Annotated in this window: 20 protein-coding genes; 11 read left to right on the top strand and 9 right to left on the bottom strand. The window is 74.1% G+C overall.

Annotated features, from left to right (window positions below; translation table 11 throughout):
- Positions 1–73: 73 nt before the first annotated feature.
- On the bottom strand, positions 74–481 hold the full coding sequence (locus N5875_RS36240; protein ID WP_338498574.1) for a hypothetical protein: 408 nt from the start codon (positions 479–481) through the stop codon (positions 74–76).
- A 211-nt stretch (positions 482–692) separates the two neighbouring features.
- Between N5875_RS36240 and N5875_RS36235 the strand changes: the two genes are divergently transcribed.
- The 9 genes from N5875_RS36235 (at position 693) to N5875_RS36195 (ending at position 9,776) form a co-directional block, all read left to right on the top strand.
- The gene (locus N5875_RS36235) at positions 693–1,373 is read left to right on the top strand and encodes a lysophospholipid acyltransferase family protein (RefSeq protein WP_338498573.1); all 681 of its coding nucleotides are present in this window, start codon (positions 693–695) and stop codon (positions 1,371–1,373) included.
- 175 nt (positions 1,374–1,548) lie between these two features.
- On the top strand, positions 1,549–2,298 hold the full coding sequence (locus tag N5875_RS36230; protein ID WP_338498571.1) for a cupin domain-containing protein: 750 nt from the start codon (positions 1,549–1,551) through the stop codon (positions 2,296–2,298).
- Positions 2,295–3,353 (top strand): hypothetical protein, encoded by a 1,059-nt coding sequence (locus N5875_RS36225; RefSeq protein ID WP_338498569.1) that lies wholly within the window; start codon positions 2,295–2,297, stop codon positions 3,351–3,353. Before N5875_RS36230 ends, N5875_RS36225 begins: the two co-directional genes overlap by 4 nt.
- The gene (locus N5875_RS36220; protein WP_338498568.1) at positions 3,350–4,453 is read left to right on the top strand and encodes a hypothetical protein; all 1,104 of its coding nucleotides are present in this window, start codon (positions 3,350–3,352) and stop codon (positions 4,451–4,453) included. Before N5875_RS36225 ends, N5875_RS36220 begins: the two co-directional genes overlap by 4 nt.
- Positions 4,450–5,529: a hypothetical protein gene (locus N5875_RS36215; RefSeq protein WP_338498566.1), complete on the top strand. Its 1,080-nt coding sequence runs from the start codon at positions 4,450–4,452 to the stop codon at positions 5,527–5,529. The genes N5875_RS36220 and N5875_RS36215 overlap by 4 nt, the downstream gene beginning before the upstream one ends.
- 43 nt (positions 5,530–5,572) lie before the next feature.
- Positions 5,573–6,166, top strand: coding sequence for a hypothetical protein (locus tag N5875_RS36210; RefSeq protein ID WP_338498565.1), 594 nt, complete (start codon positions 5,573–5,575; stop codon positions 6,164–6,166).
- A gap of 133 nt (positions 6,167–6,299) precedes the next feature.
- Positions 6,300–8,075: an asparagine synthetase B family protein gene (locus tag N5875_RS36205; protein WP_338498562.1), complete on the top strand. Its 1,776-nt coding sequence runs from the start codon at positions 6,300–6,302 to the stop codon at positions 8,073–8,075.
- Between the two features lie 38 nt (positions 8,076–8,113).
- Positions 8,114–9,547: an aldehyde dehydrogenase family protein gene (locus tag N5875_RS36200; RefSeq protein WP_338498559.1), complete on the top strand. Its 1,434-nt coding sequence runs from the start codon at positions 8,114–8,116 to the stop codon at positions 9,545–9,547.
- A 70-nt stretch (positions 9,548–9,617) separates the two neighbouring features.
- Positions 9,618–9,776 carry a hypothetical protein gene (locus N5875_RS36195; RefSeq protein ID WP_338498557.1) on the top strand — a complete coding sequence of 53 codons (159 nt, stop codon included), beginning with the start codon at positions 9,618–9,620 and terminating at the stop codon, positions 9,774–9,776.
- 50 nt (positions 9,777–9,826) lie between these two features.
- On the opposite strand, the gene N5875_RS36190 is transcribed toward N5875_RS36195, so the two are convergent.
- The 7 genes from N5875_RS36190 to N5875_RS36160 form a co-directional block, all read right to left on the bottom strand.
- Positions 9,827–10,294, bottom strand: coding sequence for an NUDIX domain-containing protein (locus tag N5875_RS36190; protein ID WP_318211667.1), 468 nt, complete (start codon positions 10,292–10,294; stop codon positions 9,827–9,829).
- 112 nt (positions 10,295–10,406) lie between these two features.
- Positions 10,407–11,336, bottom strand: a complete 930-nt coding sequence (locus N5875_RS36185) for a glutaminase (protein WP_318211666.1) — start codon at positions 11,334–11,336, stop codon at positions 10,407–10,409.
- Positions 11,333–12,487, bottom strand: coding sequence for an enoyl-CoA hydratase/isomerase family protein (locus N5875_RS36180; RefSeq protein WP_338498555.1), 1,155 nt, complete (start codon positions 12,485–12,487; stop codon positions 11,333–11,335). Before N5875_RS36180 ends, N5875_RS36185 begins: the two co-directional genes overlap by 4 nt.
- Before the next feature lie 311 nt (positions 12,488–12,798).
- Positions 12,799–13,482, bottom strand: a complete 684-nt coding sequence (locus N5875_RS36175) for a GNAT family protein (RefSeq protein WP_209493217.1) — start codon at positions 13,480–13,482, stop codon at positions 12,799–12,801.
- A 297-nt stretch (positions 13,483–13,779) separates the two neighbouring features.
- Positions 13,780–14,508, bottom strand: coding sequence for a ribonuclease H (locus N5875_RS36170; protein ID WP_318211664.1), 729 nt, complete (start codon positions 14,506–14,508; stop codon positions 13,780–13,782).
- 87 nt (positions 14,509–14,595) lie between these two features.
- A complete protein-coding gene (locus tag N5875_RS36165) occupies positions 14,596–15,516 on the bottom strand; it encodes an AAA family ATPase (RefSeq protein WP_318211663.1) in 921 nt (306 codons plus the stop codon).
- Positions 15,517–15,518: 2 nt separating this feature from the next.
- Complete coding sequence (locus N5875_RS36160; protein ID WP_338498550.1) at positions 15,519–16,727, bottom strand: RNA ligase; 1,209 nt, start codon at positions 16,725–16,727, stop codon at positions 15,519–15,521.
- 192 nt (positions 16,728–16,919) lie between these two features.
- Here N5875_RS36160 and N5875_RS36155 point away from each other — a divergent pair, with 192 nt between their 5' ends.
- Positions 16,920–17,246, top strand: coding sequence for a hypothetical protein (locus N5875_RS36155; protein ID WP_318211661.1), 327 nt, complete (start codon positions 16,920–16,922; stop codon positions 17,244–17,246).
- A gap of 216 nt (positions 17,247–17,462) precedes the next feature.
- On the top strand, positions 17,463–18,044 hold the full coding sequence (locus N5875_RS36150) for a dienelactone hydrolase family protein (protein ID WP_318211660.1): 582 nt from the start codon (positions 17,463–17,465) through the stop codon (positions 18,042–18,044).
- Here N5875_RS36150 and N5875_RS36145 read toward each other — a convergent pair.
- On the bottom strand, positions 18,034–18,465 hold the full coding sequence (locus tag N5875_RS36145; protein ID WP_318211659.1) for a protein phosphatase: 432 nt from the start codon (positions 18,463–18,465) through the stop codon (positions 18,034–18,036). The two genes, N5875_RS36150 and N5875_RS36145, sit on opposite strands and share 11 nt — an antisense overlap.
- Between the last annotated feature and the right edge of the window lie 2 nt (positions 18,466–18,467).

The raw sequence follows: 18,467 nt of genomic DNA, 5'->3' as shown, positions 1-18,467 counted from the left end.
ACGTATGGGTGGATGCGCGTCGTGGACCGGTCCGAGGGCATGCCGATGGCCCGGACGGCGACGCGGGAGAACGTCAGCTGTGCCGGGTGGAGGGAGGACCGCGAGGGGCCCGCGGGTCGTGGGCCGTGCCGGGCGGGGCGCGCTCCCGGCGGGGGTCGCCGGCGAGGGCGCCGCGGGCCGGGAGGGAGAGGTCGGCGGGAGCGGTGACCGTCCCCGCGGGTGTGACGGGGAGCCGCACGGGGTTCTCGACGGCGGCGGGGAGTCGTACGACGGCGGTGGGCGCGAAGTGCGGCTCGGGAGCGGAGGCGCGGGGTCCGGCACCGTGGGACACGGCGGGCGCCACGGTCCTGGTCGGAGCCTGACCGGTCGCGGCCGTGTGGTCCGTCGGCTGCGCCGTCGACGCGGGAAGGACGAGCAGGGACCAGACCGCGCAGAGTATCGCGGGCAGCAGGGCCACGAGCCGGCGCGTCGAACGTCCCACCGTCCGCCCCCTCTCCCCTGGCCCTGGCACTGTCCCTGATCCCCGGCTGTCCGGTCATCAGCCTAGACCGGCCCGCAAGGCCACCCGCCACCGCGCCCCGCACTCATGGCCTTTGGGTACGGGAGCTGAGTACGCGTGCTCATGTGAGGGGACGCGCGGTCTCGCACGATGGGTGGGTCAACGCCTCGTCCTCGGAGCCAGGGGGCCCTTCGTGCTCAGCCGTCTCGCCGCCCATGTCGTCCCGTTCTTCGGACGACTGACCGTCACCTCCGATCCCGGGGCCCGCCTCGAACCCGGCAGCATCCTGGTCGTGAACCACACCTCGACGGCCGACCCCGCACTCGTCCTCGCCGCGCTCCGCAAGCGGCTCGCCGTCGAGCCGGTCCTGCTCGCCACCGCCGGGCTGTGGCGGATCCCGCTGCTCGGCCGGGCCCTGACCCGCGAGGGCCATGTGCCCGTCCACCGCGGCTCGGCCCACGCCGCCGCAGCCCTCGACCACGCGGCGGTCGCACTCGCCTCGGGGCGGCACGTGATGCTGTACGCGGAGGGCCGCATCCCGACGCGGCCGGACTCCGCCGAGAATCCGCCGGAGGCCTTCCGCACGGGGCTCGCACGGCTCGCCGAGGCCACGGGGTGTCCGGTCGTGCCGATCGGTCAGGCGGGAGCCCGCCGGATCACGTCGGGCGGGCGCGTGAAGCAGATCGCCGGGGTGCTCACCGCGCCGGTCCGGAGGCCTTGTCTCCATGTCCACATCGGGGCGCCACTGCGTCTGCCCGCCGATGTGAACGCCGCGACGGAGCTGGCCCACGGTGCGGTCACGGCGGCGTGGCGGACGGCGGCCGGGGCACTCGGCGAACCGGCGGCGACGAGGGCGGCGGACCGGCGGCGCTGAGCGGTGGTGCTGCGCGGGCGGGCGCTGAGCAGGGACGCAGCGTGCCACGGAGCGACGGGCGTTCACCTCCGAGTCCCCTGAGAGTGGTCCCGAGGACTCCCGTTGTTACCGAACAGCGCTCTACCATGCGGTGGTTGTGCGTGAGCACGCACAACGGGCGTCAGGGGGAGGCGCGATGGCGGTACGACCCGTACGACAGGTACGAGCGCAGGCCCGGGTACCGGATGACATACCGGGCCGGGTCGCGCGGGAGCTGCCCGGTGGAGTGGAGCTGTACCACCTCAGGCCCGACGGCAGCATCCTGCTCGCCGACCGGGAGGGCAGCCGGGAGCTGGGACCGGAGCGGGAGTTCCTGCGGTTCATCGACGACGGGCAGTTCGCCCACTACCTGGTCGGGGACGCGGCGACCTCGCCCGACCGGCCGTCGAACGCCACCGTCAAGCTCGGGGTGGTGGGCCCGCGCAGCGCCTTCACCCCGCACGCGCACGGCGGCGAGCACTTCGTCCTCAGCCTGGGCCATGCCGCCTGCGGACTGTACGACGAGGCACGCGGGCGCGTCACCGACGTCCCGCTCGCACCGGGCATGCTGATCCGGATCCCGGAGATGATGCCGCACTCCTTCGCCAACCGCGGAGACGCCCCGCTGACGATCGTCGCGGCGAACACCGGCTACGGCATCGACCACGAGGACTACGCGATCACCGCGGCCGAGGCCGAGAGGCGGGCCGAGTCCCCCGGCGGCACCCCCGCCGGCGGCCGGACCGCCCTGGCCGCCGAGACCCTCACCGACTACCGGGCCCTGGCCGCCGAGCTCCGCGACATCGAGCGTGCCCAGCGCGTCCACGGCATCGCCGCCACCACGGTCCGCGAGCGGCTGGCCGCCCGGCTGCGCCGGGTGGCGGCCGCACTGGAGGTGCCCAGGTGATCTGTCCGCACTGCGAACGCAACCTGCTCCGCAAGGAACGCACCGGCAACCGCTGCAGCCACTGCAGTCGCTCCTACGCGCTTGACCCCAAGACCAACCCGCTCCGTCTCAACGACCTCCGGGTACGCCGGATCACCACCGCCCTCACCGACGGGGGCCGGATCGGGATCGTCCCCGACCAGCTCTGGTACGCCCTCTCCCGCAAGCGCCTCCGGGACAGCGAGTTCGGACGGGGCTGCCTGGGCGGGGCGTTCATGGCGGCCGGCTTCGTCACCGTCATCGCCATCTTCGCCGAGGCGCCGGTCCTGCTGATCGCCTCCGCAGCTCTGCTGCTCATCGGCCTGGGCATCACCGTGGCCCGGGCCATGGGGGCGGGCACGGGCATCCCGCCGGTCGGCCGGGAGGCCTTCCCCGCGCTGGCGCTCTCCCCGTGGCGGTCGGTGTACGGGGCGCTGCCGCCGGGTGTGCTCGACACCACGGGGTCCACCGTCGGCGCCTCGGCCCCGGCGGACGCGGCCGACACCACCGGGGTGCTGGTCTGCCCCGACCGCGCCGTCGTCGCGTTCCTCTTCGCCGACGGACTGCCCGCCCGCCACGGCCTCACGGTGGTCCGGAGCGCCGCGGAGGCCGGGGCCGTACCGTCGAAGGGCCCGGTGCTCGTGCTCCGCGACTGCGACGCGGCCGGCGAACTGCTCGTACGGCACCTCCGCGACGCCCTGCCGGGCCGGACGGTCATCGACGTGGGACCACCGCTGCGCACCGTACGGGCCCTGCCCCAGGCCGTTCCCTACCGCGACCCGCGGCGGAAGCCGAGCCCGGCGGACCTGCGGCTCCTCACCGACCTGGGCACGTACACCCCGGAGGAGCTGAAGTGGCTCGGGCAGGGCTGGCGGTTCCCGCTGGTCGGACTGCCACCGGCCCGGCTGCTCTCGGTCGTCGAACGGGTCGCCGGGCAGGTGTCCCGCGGGGTCGACCCCGAACGGCGGCGCGCCGCGGACCTGGGTTTCCTCACCTGGCCCGAGCCGACCGGACCTGACCCGGTGGGTGGGGCGTGATCTGCCCTCACTGCGCCGCCCAGTTGGCGGCCAAGGAACGGACCGGGCAGGTGTGTTCGCGCTGCGACCGCCGCTTCGCACTCGACCCGAGGATCCACGGCCGGGGCATGCACGATCTGCGGATCCGGCGGGTCGCCGAGCGCGCCACCGACGGCGGACGGCTGAAGGTGACCCTCACCCAGCTGTGGTATCTCTCCCGGATCTACAGCTCCGCCTGGGACGCGAAGCCCGCACACGGGATCCGGCCCGGCGTCCGGTGGCTGGTCGCCGCGCCCCTCGCCCTTCTTCTCCTCGTCGTCGGCAATCTCGTCCACGGCCCATGGGGTGCGATCGGCGCCACCGCCGCCGTCGCTGTCGTGGTGGTGGCCTCGGTCATGCGGTACCGGCCCGCCGCCAAGGCCTGGTGGAGCATCAGCCCCTCGGAGGCCACGTTCCGGCAGCTGATGACCGGCTCCTGGCGGACCGCGTACAAGCAACTGCCACCGGGTGTGGTGAACGACGACCCGCGCGCCCCCGCACCCCGCGAATCCTCCACCGGCCGCCCCGAGGCCGTCATCCTCTGCACCGATCACGCGGTCTCCGTGTTCCTCCGGGTCAACGGCATCCCCGCGCGGCTCAAGGCGCGGCTCGTCCAGGCCGAACCGGCCGCCGCGCACGAAGCGCTGGCGGACGCTCCCGCCGGGCTCCCGGTGGTGGTCCTCCACGACGCGAGCGCCCTGGGGGCGCTGCTCGCACCGCTCCTGCGCCTCGCCCACCCGGACCGCGTCGTGGTGGACGCCGGCCTCCCGGTCGCCGCGGTCCGGACCCGACGGGGTGCCGTGCACCGGGTCTCGACCACGTCCGCCGTGGACGCGGCGGACCTGCGTTGTGTCGCGGGCCTGCCCGAGGAGGACGCCGCGTGGCTGGCCGGGGGCCGTTGGAGTCCGCTCGCCGCGGTCCCCCCGCCCCGCCTGGAATCGGTCGTCACTGCGGCCGTGGCACGGGCCCTGTCCGCCCGCCCCGGCGAACTCCGCTCCACCGACGGCTTCCTGACCTGGCCGGCCGAGGAGCCGACGCAGGCCGGCGGCCCGTCCCGTACGAAAGGCGCCACGGCCGGATGAGCCAGCGACACCTCCCGCCCCCGCACACCGGCCCGACCGCGGGGAACAACCGGGCCACCGACGTCGACCGGACCGCCGACGTGAGCCAGGCCACCGCCGTCGACCGGACCGCCGATGTCGGCCGGACCGCCCGCGTGAGCCAGGCCGCCGATGCCGACCGGACCGCCCGTGCCGGTCAGGCCGCCCGCACGGGCCGCCGTCCCGCCCTCGGGTTCGCCGACCGGGCGATGGCCGGCGTCGTCGACCGGGCGATCACCGCGGCCGCTGCCCGCGCAGCCGCACCCGGCGGGCTGCGCTTCACCGAGCGCCAGCTGTACTACGAGACCTGCCGTGCCCTGAGCCCCGGCACCGCGTTCCTGAGGGGCCGGATCCCCGGCACCCCCGCCCCGGCCCTGCGGTTGCCCGCCTTCACCCGCGCCCTGGAGGAGCGCGGCCGGGAGACCGTACCGGGACTGCTGCCGCCGCTGCCCGAGCCGGCCGTGCGGGTGAAGTCGTACGAGTCGTCCGAGTCCTCCGAGCCCGACCTCCACGACTACGGGCTCCCCCGGCTGCTGTTCTGCCAGGACCGCTCGATCGCCGGGATGCTGCTCGCCAACCACGTCCATCTGGAGGCGGCCTGCCCGGTGTTCGCCGCCACGGACGCCCTGCCGCTCGACCCGCGGCTGCTCGCCTCCCTGCGGCGGGCCGAGGACGCCACCGTGTACGTCCTGCACGACGCGAGCACGGCCGGGGTCGCGTTCCCGGCCCGGGTGAGGGCCGCTCTGGGGCCGACGCCCGGAGTGCGGGTGGTGTCCCTCGGTTTGGTGCCCCGGCACGCCGCCGCCCTGCGGCTGCCCACCGGCCGAGGCCCCGCGCCCGGTCCCGCCGCCCTCGCCGCCCTGCCCGCCGCACTGCGGGCGCGGGAGGCCGACTGGCTGGCGGACGGCCGGTTCGCCGAGGTGGCGGCCGTGCCCCCGGACCGGCTGTTGCGCACGGTACTCCGCCTGACGCGGGGGCCACGACCGCCCCGCGACTCCCTGTGGAGCGGACTGCGCGGCCTGCGCGGAACCGGCTTCATGACCTGGCCCGCCGCGTGACCCGTCCCGGCGCTCCCTCCCACCGACCCGAGGTACGCACACCATGAACCGTCCCGAAGAGATCGGCTACGCGGACGAACTGCTCGCCGACGGCACCGTCCACCGCCGCTACGAGAACGGCCTGGAGGAGTGGCGGCGGCGCACCTCCGGCCACCCGAACCTCGTGCACTGGCACGACAACCGCGGCGCCTCCGGCACCGACGAGCTGCTCGGCGACCGCATCATCAAGCGCAGCCTCGCCGACGGCACCGTCACCTATGCCCGGGACATCGGCTACGGGCGGACCCTGTGGGCCCGCGGCGAGAAGGTCCTGGTCAACCGGAGTTCCTTCGGCGGCCGGATGGGAGTCCTGCTCGCGGGCCTCGGGGTGGCGACCCTCGCCATCACCGCCGCCCAGCTGCCGCCGCTGAGCATGTCCCCCGAGCAGGAGGAGGCGTTGCGGCAGCAGCAGGCCCAGCAGTCCGGCGGGGGTGGGGGCGGAGGCGGGGGCGACAGCAGTGGCTCGGCGTCCGCCGACGAAGGGTCGGACGGGAGCGACGGGACCGACGGGTCCGGCGAGGGGTCCGGCGACGGGAACGACTGGGACGCGAACTGGGACGGCGACGGGGACGCCTGGAACGACGACGACTTCGGGTGATCCGCGCCGCGGCACTCCGGCGCCGACCACGCGACCGGAACCACTTGCGCCACCCCGAACCACCGCACCACCCGCACCACCTCACAACCCGCACAACCCGCACCACCAGTAGCACCAGGAGAAGGAGCAGTTCGTGGCACGTCTGTGCGCCTGTCTGGCCGCCACCACCGGGCAGGCCCGTGCCCATCTCGACGCGATGGGCGCCCTCGGCCCCGGCCATGTCCCGGCCGGGGTCCAGGGCGCCGAGCTGTCGCTGCTCGCCGGTGAACACGGCCGCGCCGAGGGCCCGTTCACCGCGCACGGGCGGACGGCCGTCGGAGAGGTCACCCTGCACAACCGTCCGGTGCTCCTCGCCGCCCTCGCGGAGCTGGCCGCTCCCCCGCCGCCCGACTGCCCGGACGGCGAACTGCTGCTGAACTGCTGGGCGTTGCTCGGGGACGCGGGGGTGGCCCTGGCCGAGGGCATGTTCGTGCTCGCCGTGCTCGACGGTCCCGACCTGGTGCTGATCCGTGACCACGTCGGTGCCCGGACCCTCTTCTACGCGCGGGCCGACGCCGCCTGGGCGGCCTCCACCTCGCTGCGCGCACTGCGCCGCTGGCCCGCGCTCGGCACCTCGATGAACCTGTCCGCGGTCCGCTCCTTCCTCACCTTCGCCTACCTGCCCGGCGAGGAGACGCTGCTGACCGGCGTACGGGAGGTGCTGCCCGGCCGGGTGCTCCGGCTGCACCGGGACGGGACGTGCACCGAGACCGTCCACTGGGAACCGAGGGAGCGGATCGAGGAGCCTCCGCCGGAGGATCCCGGCGGCCATGTCCTCGCGCTGCGGGGCCTGTTGGAACGGGCGACGGCGAGCCGGCTGCCCGTCGCCGAGCCGGCCGCCGTGCTGCTCTCCGGCGGAATCGACAGCTCCCTGGTCACGGCGCTGGCGGCGAAGCTCCACCATCACCCGGTGCACACCTACTCGATCAGCTTCGGTGACGACCTTCCGAACGAGCTGGGCTACTCGGGTCTGGTGGCCGCGCACTGCCACACCCGCCACCGGGTGCTGAACGTCTCGGGCGCGGCCGTGGCCGCCCGCCTCGCCGAGGCGGCCGCGCTGCTCGACAGCCCCGTCGGCGATCCGCTGACCGTGCCGAACCTGATGCTCGCCGAGGCCGTGGCCGCCGACGGCGCGTCCGTGGTCCTCAACGGCGAGGGCGGGGACCCCGTCTTCGGCGGGCCGAAGAACCTGCCCATGCTGGTCCAGGAGATGCACCGGACCCCGGGCGCGCCATGGGACGAGGACCGGGCGACCGCGTATCTGCGCTCGTACCGCAAGTGCTGGACGGACCTGCCGGACCTGCTGACGGCGACGGCGCTCGACGCCCTGCGGGAAGCCCCTCCCCTGGAGCGGCACGTGGCGCCCTATCTGACGGCGGAGGGCGGCGGCCCGTACCGGATGGGGCACCTCCTCAACCAGCTGCTCCACTGCAACCTGCGGACCAAGGGCGCCCATCACATCCTCACCAAGGTGGAGCGGCTGACGTCCTCGCAGGGGGTGGAGGGCCGTTCGCCGCTCTTCGACCGGTCGGTCGTCGACCACGCCTTCGCCACCCCGCCGTCCTTCAAGCTCCGTGGTACGGCGGAGAAGTGGATCCTCAAGGAGGCGGTACGGGACCTGCTCCCGGGCACGGTGGTCGACCGGCCCAAGAGCGGGATGCGGGTGCCGGTCCAGCAGTGGCTGACGGGCCCGCTCCGCGACCTCGGCCAGGACCTCCTCCTCGGGCCCAGGTCCCGGCAGCGCGGGCTGTTCCGGCCGGAGACGGTTCGGGGCTGGCTGCGGGGCGAGGGCGCTCTGCTGCCCCGGCAGGGCGGCAAGTTGTGGCTGGTGCTCACCCTGGAGCTCTGGCTGAGGTCGTACGACGTCTGAACCCGCACCGCACCGCACCGATGGACGAGAGGCCCCGTATGACCAGCGAAGCGACCGACTCCCCCGCCGTGACCGAACTGGCCGACCCCCGTACGGGGGCGCCGCGGGGCACGGCTGTGCTCTCACGGCTGCCCGAGGTCCGGGCCGCCGTGGCCGGCGCGCGTGCCGCCCTGCCCGGCTGGAGTGCGCTCACCCCCAAGGACCGGGGTCGGCGCCTCGACCGGCTCGCGGGCCTGGTCGAGGAGCACGCGGCGCGGTACGCGGCCCGTGAGGCGGCCGGGACGGGCAAGCCGGAGGCGGAGACGGCGGGCGAGATCGAGCAGGTAGCGGACCTGTTCCGGTTCTTCGCGACGGCGGCAAGGACCCGTACGGCACCGGCCGCAGGCCTGCTGGTGGCGGGCCACGAGAGCTGGGTGCGCTGGGAGCCGGTCGGTGTGGTGGGTGTCGTCGTGCCGTGGAACTATCCGCTGCTGATGGCGGCCTGGCGGTGCGCCCCGGCCCTGGCGGCCGGTAACACCGTGGTGGCGAAGCCGGCCGAGACGACCCCGGACAGCCTGGAGCTCCTCGCGGAGCACGCCGCGCTGGCCCTGGGCCCCGAGGTCCTCGTACACCTCCCCGGCGACCGGGAGACGGGCCGGCTGCTCGTCGAGTCGGCGGTGGACATGGTGGCGTTCACGGGCAGCGGCCGGGCCGGGGCGGACGTGGCGGTCCGCGCGGGGACGCGGCGGGTGAGTCTGGAGCTGGGCGGCAACGCGCCGGCGATCGTCCTCCCGGACGCGCCCGCCGACACCTGGGAGTCGCTCGCGGACGCCGTCACGTACAACGCGGGGCAGAGCTGCGCGGCTCCGGCGCGGGTCATCACCCTGCCGGAGAACTACGAGGCCGCCGTCGCCGGCCTGACGGCGGCGATGGCCGGCCGGGTGGCCGGCCGGGACTTCGGTCCGCTCAACAACCCTGACCAGGCGGAGCGTTACGACCGGCTCGTCGCCGCCTCCGACGCCAAACGGAACATCGTCGCGGACATCGCCCCGGCGCCGGGCGAGGAGGCGGGGCACTGGCGGCCGGCCCGGGTGCTCGCCGACCTGCCGGACGACGACCCGGCGGTCACCGAGGAGGTGTTCGGCCCGCTCCTCACCGTGCAGCGGGCCGACGGGGTGGCGGCCGCCCTGGCCATGGCGAACGGCGTCCCGCAGGCCCTCGCCGCGAGCGTGTGGACCGCCGACCTGACGACCGGCCTGGAACTGACGGCCGCCCTGAACGCGGGCGAGACCTGGGTCAACTGCCACCTCGTCCAGACGGCGGAGCTCCCCCACGGCGGCCGCGGCACCTCCGGCCACGGCACCGACCTGAGCACGCTGGCACTCCAGGAGTACCAACGGCCCAAGACGGTCACGGTCCGGCTGGGACGCCGGAACCAGACCGTTTCCTGCGGATCGCCTCGCCGACCGGATGAGGATCCGGCCCCCGTGTGACAGCTGGTCCACGGCCGCGCGCCGTGGCCCGACGGGCCCGAGGCCCGGAGGCGCCGGCCAGGACGACGCCATGACGGACATGCAGGAGATCGTCGTTCAGGCAGCCATCGCCGCCGACCAGAGTCGCAGTCGCGCCGAATTCGATGCGGCCACGGCCGGGATGGAAGAGCTGGACCACGGAGCTGTCCTGCTCAAGGCTGATGAGGAGTGCGAGAAAGTGACAGGCTGATCATCCTGCGGTCACCCACCCCGCGCGCCTGTAACCGTGCGACCGGCCCCTCAACGGTCCAGGTACGCGGCGCGGGGGACGGTGCCGGACAGCAGGGGGGTCAGGTGGTCGCGGTAGCGGCGTGACAGGGTCTGCAGGGAGGTGATCTTCTCCAGGGGGACCCAGTCGAGGCCGATCTGGTCGATGTCCTGCTCGGTTCCGCCGACGAGTTCGGCGCTGCCGTCCACGGTGCACAGGAAGACGACCTCGACCCGGTGGAAGTTCTCCGATGTCAGAGGACCGGGGTCGTCCCTCCAGCCCTCCAGGACCCAGAGCAGCGGGCCGACCCGTACCGTCAGACCGGTCTCCTCGTGCACTTCCCGGCGGAGCGCGTCGGGCAGCAACTCGCCGGTCTCCTGGCCGCCGCCGGGGAGGAAGTGGTACTCCCGGCCGTTCCAGAGGTTCCGGGTGAGCAGGACGGCCCCCTCATGGAGGACGACTGCCTTCGCGGAGGTGCGGATGCGGGTGGGGACGGTCATACGGGGTCTCCTCGGTCCGGGCGGTCGGCCACCCCTGCAGCATGCCCAGCCCGTCCGGCCACATGCCGCTCCCCGGTCGGCGGCCTTCCCCCTCCCCGGCCGCCCTCGGTGGTCAGAAGACCGACAGGCCCGTGATCGTCGTGAAGCGGTCGAGGGCGGTCACGCCCGCGACCGAGTTGCCCCGGTCATCGAGACCCGGGCTCCAGACGCACAGGGTGCAGCGGCCGGGTACGACGGCGACGACCGCTCCGCCGACGCCGCTCTTGCCCGGGAGCCCCACCCGGTAGGCGAAGTCACCTGCCGCGTCGTACGTGCCGCAGGTGAGCATGACGGCGTTGACCTGCTTGGCCTGGCTGCGGGTGAGCAGCCGTGAGCCGTCGGAGCGCAGTCCGTGGCGGGCCAGGAAGCCGGTGGCCAGGGCGAGATCGGCGCAGGACGCTTCGAGTGAGCACTGGCGGAAGTACTCGCGGAGCAGTTCGGGCACCGGTCCCGTGATGTTGCCGTAGGAGGCCATGAAGTGGGCGAGGGCGGCGTTGCGGTCGCCGTGGGCGGCTTCCGACGCGGCCACGGCGGTGTCGAACGCCAGGTCCGGGTTGCCGCTCTCGGCGCGCAGGAAGGCCAGCAGGCTGCCCGACGCGTCGCCGGTCAGCCGGTGCAGGCGGTCGGTGACGACGAGGGCGCCGGCGTTGATGAACGGGTTGCGCGGGATGCCGTTCTCGTATTCCAGCTGGACCAGGGAGTTGAACGGGTCGCCGGAGGGTTCCCTGCCGACATGGGCCCAGAGTGCGTCGCCCTCTCCGGCGAGGGCGAGCGCGAGGGTGAAGACCTTGGTGACGGACTGGGTGGAGAAGGGCCGCCGCCAGTCCCCCACCCCGTAGACCGTGCCGTCGAGTTCCGCCACGGCCATGCCGAAGTCGGTGGGGTCGCCGGCGGCGAGCGCGGGGATGTAGTCGGCCGGGGTGCCCCGGTCGGTGAGCTCGGCGATCTCCTCGGCGATGCGGTCGAGGACGGGCTGGAAGGAGGTGGTGGCGGTCGTCGTCACGCGCGGTCCCGGGGTCCCCGGTCTTCGGTGGTCTGCCCGGTGGCGGGCCGGTCGTCGGCCGCCTGCCCCGTGGCCTGCCCGTGCGCCACGGACTGCCGGGCGGCGGCGAGGCCGAGGTCGCCACCGGCCGGTACGGCGAAGTGGCGGGCGACGGACTCGTCCGTGACCTCGGGAAGCGTCGGCGGGGTCCAGCGGGGGTTGCGGTCTTTGTCGACGACCTGGGCGCGGATGCCCTCGACGAGGTCGGGGGTGGTCAGGGCGGCGCAGGAGACGCGGAACTCCAGGTCGAGGACCTCTTCCAGGGTCGCGAGGGACCGCGAGCGGCGCAGGGTGGCCAGGGTCGCCTTGAGGGCGGTCGGGGACTTCGCGAGGAGGGTGGTGGCCGCCTCCTTGGCGGCGGGCACGCCGGTGTCGAAGAGGCGCTCCACGACGGTCTCGACGGTCTCGGCCCGGTAGCAGGCGTCGATCCACTCCCGCTGCTCGGCGAGGACCCCGGGCGGGGCGGTGGCGGTGTGCCGGGCGACGGCCTCGTCGGCCGGAAGCCGGGCCAGGTCCCGGATCAGGGCGGGCAGTCGGGCGGAGGGGACGAAGTGGTCGGCGAGACCGGTGAGGATCGCGTCGGCGGCACCGACCTGGCTGCCGGTGAGGGCGAGATGGGTGCCGAGTTCGCCGGGGGCGCGGCCGAGGAGGTACGTACCGCCGACGTCGGGGACGAATCCGATGCCGGTCTCCGGCATGGCGACCCGGGAGCGTTCGGTGACGACGCGGACGGAGCCGTGCGCGGAGACGCCGACGCCGCCGCCCATGACGATGCCGTCCATGAGGGCGACGTACGGCTTCGGGTAGCGGGCGATACGGGCGTTGAGCCGGTACTCGTCGCGCCAGAAGGCCGCGGAGGCGGAGCCGCCGGCGCGCGCGTCGTCGTGGATGGCGCGGATGTCGCCGCCGGCGCAGAGGCCACGCTCTCCCGCGCCCTCGATGACGACGGTCGTGACCGCCGGGTCGTGCTCCCAGGCGGTCAGGGCCGCGTCGACGGCGAGGACCATGGCGTGGGTGAGCGCGTTGATGGCGCGGGGGCGGTTCAGGGTGAGGAAGCCGGTCCGGCCCTCCGTCCGGAGGAGTACGTCGGCGGTTCCGGTCGGCACGATCACTCGGTCCCTTCGGTGGCGCGGGTCGCTGTCGCGATCACCGTACCGGGCGGGTCCGGACGCCGGGATGCCCCGGGGAGGGAAGGACCCGGGGAGGGAAGGACCCGGGGAGGGAAGGACCTGGGGAGGGGAGGGGAGCTGGGCATGGGGGCGGGAAGGACTCATCCGCTTCTCGCGGATCCTGATTGCACGGTGCACGGTCCTGTGACGGCCGCTACCCCGCGTCCTCATATATCGAGCCCTTCCCGTCCCTTCCATGGAACCACCGCTCCGGCGGGGGCGCGAGCGCCCGCCGGAGCGGTGCCGGAAGGGGGTCAGGCCGGGAGCAGATCCTGCGGAACGCGCACCTGGCGGGGTGTGGACAGGCGGAGTTCGATGATGTCGCGGACGGTCGGCCATTCCTCGTCGAGGATCGAGTAGAAGGCCGTGTCGCGGACGGCTCCGTCGAGGCCGCGGGAGTGGGCGCGACGGACTCCTTCGCAGCTCGCTCCGAGGCGTTCGATCGCGATTCTGGACCGGGTGTTGCGGGCGTCCGCGCGCATCGTGATGCGGCGCACGCCCCAGGCTTCGAAGGCGTGCCGGAGCATGAGGTACTTGGCCTCGGTGTTGATGCCGGTCCCCCGGGCGTCGCCGGCGATCCAGGTGTTGCCGATCTCGGCGGCGTCCGGCACGGAGGTCAGCGGATCTCCGTGGGGCATGCCCGGGACGGGCGGCCACACCAGCGGCCCCCGCCAGTAGTCGAGTTCGAGGAACCGGGTCGAACCGATGACTCGCTCGTCGGCCGTACTGACCAGGGCGAAGGGCAGGGATCTTCCTGCCGCCTGATCGGTCAGGGCACGGGCGATGTAGTCGAGGGCCGATTCGAAGCCGTCGGGTACGGGGGTGAAGGCGTAGGCCGATCGGTCCGCCCCGCCGGCCCGGGCGAGGGCTTCGGCGTGCCGCATCGCCAGCGGCTCCAGGCGCACGGAGCGCCCGGTCAGGAGAACAGGTACTGGCACGGAACCTCGGGTCTTTCACGGGCAGGGAAAGCTTCCGCCGAGGGGTCGCCGCGGCGGCAGCAGGAGGGAGGTTCTCGCCGGTGCCGACCACGTCAAGAGAGCGACAAATGAGCAGGTAAAACGGTTCGTCACCGGTGGCGAGGAGGACAGTATGCAGCCACGAGCGCTCGGAGAACAGAACCCCCGGAGAACCCGGGTGCACGCCTGGGTGAAGGCTGGCGCGCGCCCGGGTGGACCGGTCTCAAGCAACGGACGGAGCCGCCCGCCAGTCGGACGGCCGGAGGGCCCTGAGGGGGCTCAGACGCAGGTGGGATGGCCCCAGCCGTCGGGGTTCTTGGCGATGGTCTCGCCCTTGTCGTAGGCCTTGCCGCAGCGGCAGCGGCCCGAGAATCTCGCCTTCAGGGTGCCGCCGGACGGGCGTGTCCGGCGCCCGGCAGCACCGCCGCCGGAACCACCGGAGGAACCGGCCGGGGAGGTGCCCGCGGAGCCGGACGGCGCTGAGGAGCGTGCGCGGGGCGCGGAGGCGCGTGTCGGGGCTTCCGGAGGCGGCAGCGGGGCTCCGACGGCGGAGCCCGTGGGCTCCTGCGTACGGGCGGTGTGGCTGGCCGCGCGGTCGGCCGCGTCGTTGAGGGGGTCTCCGTCGACCTGGTGCGCGGGCACGTAGACGAAGTCGACGTCCCGGCCGGTGAGGAGCGCGTCGATCCGGACGACCAGGTCCTTGTTGGCCACGGGGCTGCCGGAGGACGTCTTCCAGCCCTTGCGACGCCATCCGGGGAGCCAGGTCGTGACGGCCTTCATCGCGTACTGGGAGTCCATCCGGACCTCGACCGGCACCGCCGGGTCGAGTGTTTCGAGCAGCCGTTCCAGGGCCGTGAGCTCGGCCACGTTGTTGGTCGCGCGGCCGAGCGGGCCCGCCTCCCAACGGTCGATCGCTCCGTCGGCGCGGCCGATGACCCATGCCCAGGCCGCGGGGCCGGGGTTTCCCTTGGACGCGCCGTCGCACGCCGCGATGATCTTTTCCACCATCCCACGATCCTGACACGGCGGCGGGGGTGGGCGGCCCCACCCCCGCGGCACCGGTCCCGCTCGCCCCCGGCGCCGGTCCCGCCGCGGTCAGAAGTCGCCGTAGTTGACCTGCCAGGTGGGCAGGCCCATGCGGCGCCAGAGCGCGACGACGCGGTCACGGTCGTCGAGCGAGACGCGGACGGCGTACCGGTGGCGCACATGGGCGTCGAAGAGCTCGGCCTTCACGAGGTCGTCGCCGCGGCCGTCGCCGGACGCCCGCATCCACAGCTCGTCGTACGGCACCTCGTGGTGGGCGAGCCAGGCCTCGGTGAGCGCGCGATGGTCCTCGCTCCGGCCGGACAGCAGCACGATCCGGTCCCGCTCGGTGTGCCGGAAGGCCCGCAGGGCGTCCCGGACCGAGACGTTGAGCAGGTCGCGGTCGCAGCGTGTGAAGTCGTACGGGCCGCGGTCGACGCGCAGGGCGAGGGTGCCGTCGATGTCGCACATGACGGCGGTGGGGAGGCCCGGGTCGGGGACGTAGGGCTCGCCGATGTCGGGGCGGCGGTCGTTGAGCCAGTCCGCGGTGAGCCGCCAGCCGCCCCTGGTGGCCTTGGCGTGCTTGTCGGCGAGGATGCGGATGATCTCCTCGCCGACGGGCCGCTCGCGGACCGCGTCGCGGCGGACGCACTCGTCGACGGGGACGTCGGTGAAGTCGTGGACGGCGAAGGTGGCGAGGCCTCCCACGGCGGCCTTCAGCCGCTTCGGGACGTGCGGGGTCAGATGGGTGTTGTCGACGACGACGTCGAAGCCGTCGTCGACGGCCGCGCGGACGGCGGCGTCCTGGATGCCGAGCACGGTCTGCTCGTGCTTGTGGGAACGGCCGCGGTCCGCCGAGGGGACGTCGAGCATGGCGCGGAGGTCGTCGAGGTTGACGCGGCGCACGCGTCCCTCGGCGGCCGCCTGGAGGGCGCGGGCGGCCGTCGTCTTCCCGGAGGCCGGGAGGCCGGTCATGACGTGGACGACAGGCACGGTCAGTTCTCCTGCTCGTGGGCGAAGGGGTCGGTGGCCTCGGGGCGCAGCTGACGCCAGACGAGGAGGTCGGTGGGGCGCCCGTCGAGGCGCAGGAACAGGGCGGCGCGCAGGCCGCGGTCGGCGACCCCGGCGGCGGCGCGGGCGAAGGCGCCCCGGTCGCCGGCGAGGTGGGCCAGCTGCGCGTACGCCTCGTCGACGGCCCGCTCGCGCTCGGCGGCCGCGGCTTCGAAACCGCCGATCACCTCGCGTACCCAGGCGTCGAACTCGTCCGGCACCTGCTCCAGGAGGGCGTCCAGCGGCTTGCCGCCGTCGGCCTCGACCTCGGCCACGGAGCAGCCGAGGCCCTTGGCGAGTTCACCGGCCGGGAGGGCGGCGAAGCGCTGGATGCCGTGGCCGCGCCAGATGTCGCGCTCGGTGACACCGGTGAGGACCTTGTGGAGGCGTACGTACTCGGTGAGCTTGGCCTTGGCGCGCAGGCCGGAGGCGAAGCGCAGCACGAAGCCCTCGGCGTCGGTGCCGGTGGCCCGGTGGCCGCCGGGGAGGGTGTTGGACTCGGTCAGGGCGACGAGCTCGGCGATGCTCATGGCCGGCCAGGTGCGGACGACCGTGCCGACGGGGTGCCAGCCGGTGGCGGCGTCGGCGAGCGGGATCTCGGTGCCGTCCGGGCCGAAGGCGGCGAGCAGGACGAGGTCGCGGCGCTCGCCGTAGTTCACGACGATGCGGTTCCCCGGGTAGAGGATCTCGGCGAGGTACGTGACGCCGGGCGTCAGGCCCGCCGTGTCGGCCGCGTCGAGCCGGTGCTGCGCCCAGGTGGCCTGGGTGCTCGTGAAGGAGCCCTTGGAGGCGACGTGCCAGCGGTCGTCGTAGTGGAAGACCACGGCGAGGCTGCCGTCGACCTTGTCGTACACCTCGAAGGGTTCGTCGGGCAGCGGCGGCGCGTAGGGGCGACCGCCGGTGTGTTCGGAGACGTTGAAGAACTTGGGGAGGGGGAGCGCGACGATCCGTCCGGTGGCGTCGTCGGCGACGAGTCCGCGGCAGCGGGTGGTCGCCCGGTTCCAGTGCTGGGCGTACTGGCACGCGCGCGTGTACGTGTAGATCGACAGCGGCAGCTCGGGGTGCTGCTTGCGCGTGACATGCCCGTCCGTGAGTGCGGCGGCGAGCTCGTCGGACGGCATCAGGTCGTGCAGAGTCAGGGTCGCCTGGCTCATGGGGTCCCTCCCGGGTGTTCGATGATCCATTCTCGGCCGTCGGGGGTCGTGAGAACAGCGAATTTCGGGGCATGGGGGGCGTTGCGCCGGGTGGTGTGCGGGGACTCACTCCGGGGCGTGTCGGTGGTGCCCCGTAGACTCGCCGTCTCCCCGTCGGTGACGTCACCGACGCAGACGAAGGAAGCGAGCCCCATGAACCACGCGGACGGCACGGCACCGATCTACGCCGAGCTCATACGGGAGCGGGGGGATGTTCCGGGTGACGTCCGCCAGGTCGCCGAGGAGGTTCTGCGGGACCTGAGCCGGGTCATCCAGGTGCCGCCGCAGGGGGTCCAGGGGCCGCAGCAGGGCGTCGTCGTGCACGCGGGAGCGGGTGCGCACCCGGGTGCGCACCCGGGCGCCGTGGCGCACCAGGGGGCCGGCCAGCACCCGGGCGCCGGTGGCCCGATGGGCGTCGGCGGACCCGCGGGGGTCGTGGGCCAGGCGGGCGCCGTCCTGCCGCACCGCCCGATGCGCTAGCCGGCTGTTCCGGGGCCGCCGTCACGCTTCCGGCCGGCCCCGGCTCCCGTCCGTCCCCCGATCCGGGGCTGTCCGGACCCGTCCGCCCCGATCGCGGTCGGCGCCCCCGCCCGTCCGCCCGTTTCCGGGCGTTGTCAGTGCCATGGGTCATGCTGCTGCCGAACGGCCTGTGCCGCAGTGGAGGCGGGCCACGTACGGACGACTGGGGATGACGACATGGCCGATGTTCTGCTGTTCCACCACTCGCTCGGGCTGACCGAGGGCGTCGGCGCGTTCGCCGAGGAGCTGCGGAGGGCCGGGCACACCGTGCACACGCCCGACCTGTACGAGGGCCGGACCTTCACCGACCTCGAAGCCGGCGTCGGGTACGCCCAGGAGATCGGCTTCGACACGCTCGTGGCGCGCGGCGAGCGGGCGGCGGCGGAGCTGCCCGAGGCCCTCGTCTACGCCGGGATCTCGCTCGGTGTGCTGCCCGCTCAGAAGCTGGCGCAGACCCGGGCCGGGGCGCTCGGCGCCCTGCTGTTCAGCGCCTGTGTGCCGGTGACGGAGTTCGGCGCGGCCTGGCCGGATGGCGTCCCCGCGCAGGTGCACGGGATGGACGCCGACCCCTTCTTCGTCGACGAGGGCGATCTGGCGGCCGCCCGCGCGCTGGTCGCCGACGCGGCGGACCGGAGACTCTTCCTGTACCCGGGGAACGCGCATCTGTTCACCGAGCGCGGGGCGCCGTCCTTCGTGCCGGAGGCGACCGCGCTGTGCGTGGAGCGGGCGGTCTGCTTCCTGGACGCCGTCAAGCGCTGAAGCGTCGGACGTAGCGGCGCTGCCACGGGGTCTCGACGGCGTGCCGGTGGTAGTGACGGCGGACGTGGTCGACGGCCTCGTCGGCCGGGACCCCGTCGAGGACGGCGAGGCAGGCCAGGGCCGTGCCGGTGCGGCCCCGCCCGCCTCCGCAGGCGATCTCGACCCGTTCCTCCGCGGCACGTTCCCAGGCGTCGGTCAGGACGGCACGGGCCGTGTCCCGGTCCGTGGGGAGGCGGAAGTCCGGCCAGCGGAGCCACACCGACTCCCACGGGACCTCGGGCGGCCTCTTGCCGAGCAGGTGGACGGCGTAGGTCGGGCGGGTCCCCCCGGGAAGCGGGCGGCGCAGGGCGCGGCCGCGCACCAGCCGTCCGGAGGGAAGTCTCAGGACGCCGGGGGCCGTCTCCTGCCAGGGTTCGGTCATCC

This window comes from Streptomyces sp. SJL17-4, assembly GCF_036826855.1.
In the GTDB taxonomy this organism is placed as follows: Bacteria; Actinomycetota; Actinomycetes; order Streptomycetales; family Streptomycetaceae; genus Streptomyces.
The sequence above is the reverse complement of the archived record's forward strand: the minus strand, read 5'-3'. Positions and strand labels throughout refer to the sequence as shown.

Bases quoted from the DNA above. Each gene is read 5' to 3' on its own strand.
- N5875_RS36160 (WP_338498550.1), bottom strand. From the start codon at position 16,727: ATGAGCCAGGCGACCCTGACTCTGCACGACCTGATGCCGTCCGACGAG.
- N5875_RS36195 (WP_338498557.1), top strand. From the start codon at position 9,618: ATGACGGACATGCAGGAGATCGTCGTTCAGGCAGCCATCGCCGCCGAC.
- N5875_RS36155 (WP_318211661.1), top strand. From the start codon at position 16,920: ATGAACCACGCGGACGGCACGGCACCGATCTACGCCGAGCTCATACGG.
- N5875_RS36215 (WP_338498566.1), top strand. From the start codon at position 4,450: ATGAGCCAGCGACACCTCCCGCCCCCGCACACCGGCCCGACCGCGGGG.
- N5875_RS36150 (WP_318211660.1), top strand. From the start codon at position 17,463: ATGGCCGATGTTCTGCTGTTCCACCACTCGCTCGGGCTGACCGAGGGC.
- N5875_RS36170 (WP_318211664.1), bottom strand. From the start codon at position 14,508: ATGGTGGAAAAGATCATCGCGGCGTGCGACGGCGCGTCCAAGGGAAAC.
- N5875_RS36230 (WP_338498571.1), top strand. From the start codon at position 1,549: ATGGCGGTACGACCCGTACGACAGGTACGAGCGCAGGCCCGGGTACCG.
- N5875_RS36210 (WP_338498565.1), top strand. From the start codon at position 5,573: ATGAACCGTCCCGAAGAGATCGGCTACGCGGACGAACTGCTCGCCGAC.
- N5875_RS36145 (WP_318211659.1), bottom strand. From the start codon at position 18,465: ATGACCGAACCCTGGCAGGAGACGGCCCCCGGCGTCCTGAGACTTCCC.
- N5875_RS36200 (WP_338498559.1), top strand. From the start codon at position 8,114: ATGACCAGCGAAGCGACCGACTCCCCCGCCGTGACCGAACTGGCCGAC.
- N5875_RS36190 (WP_318211667.1), bottom strand. From the start codon at position 10,294: ATGACCGTCCCCACCCGCATCCGCACCTCCGCGAAGGCAGTCGTCCTC.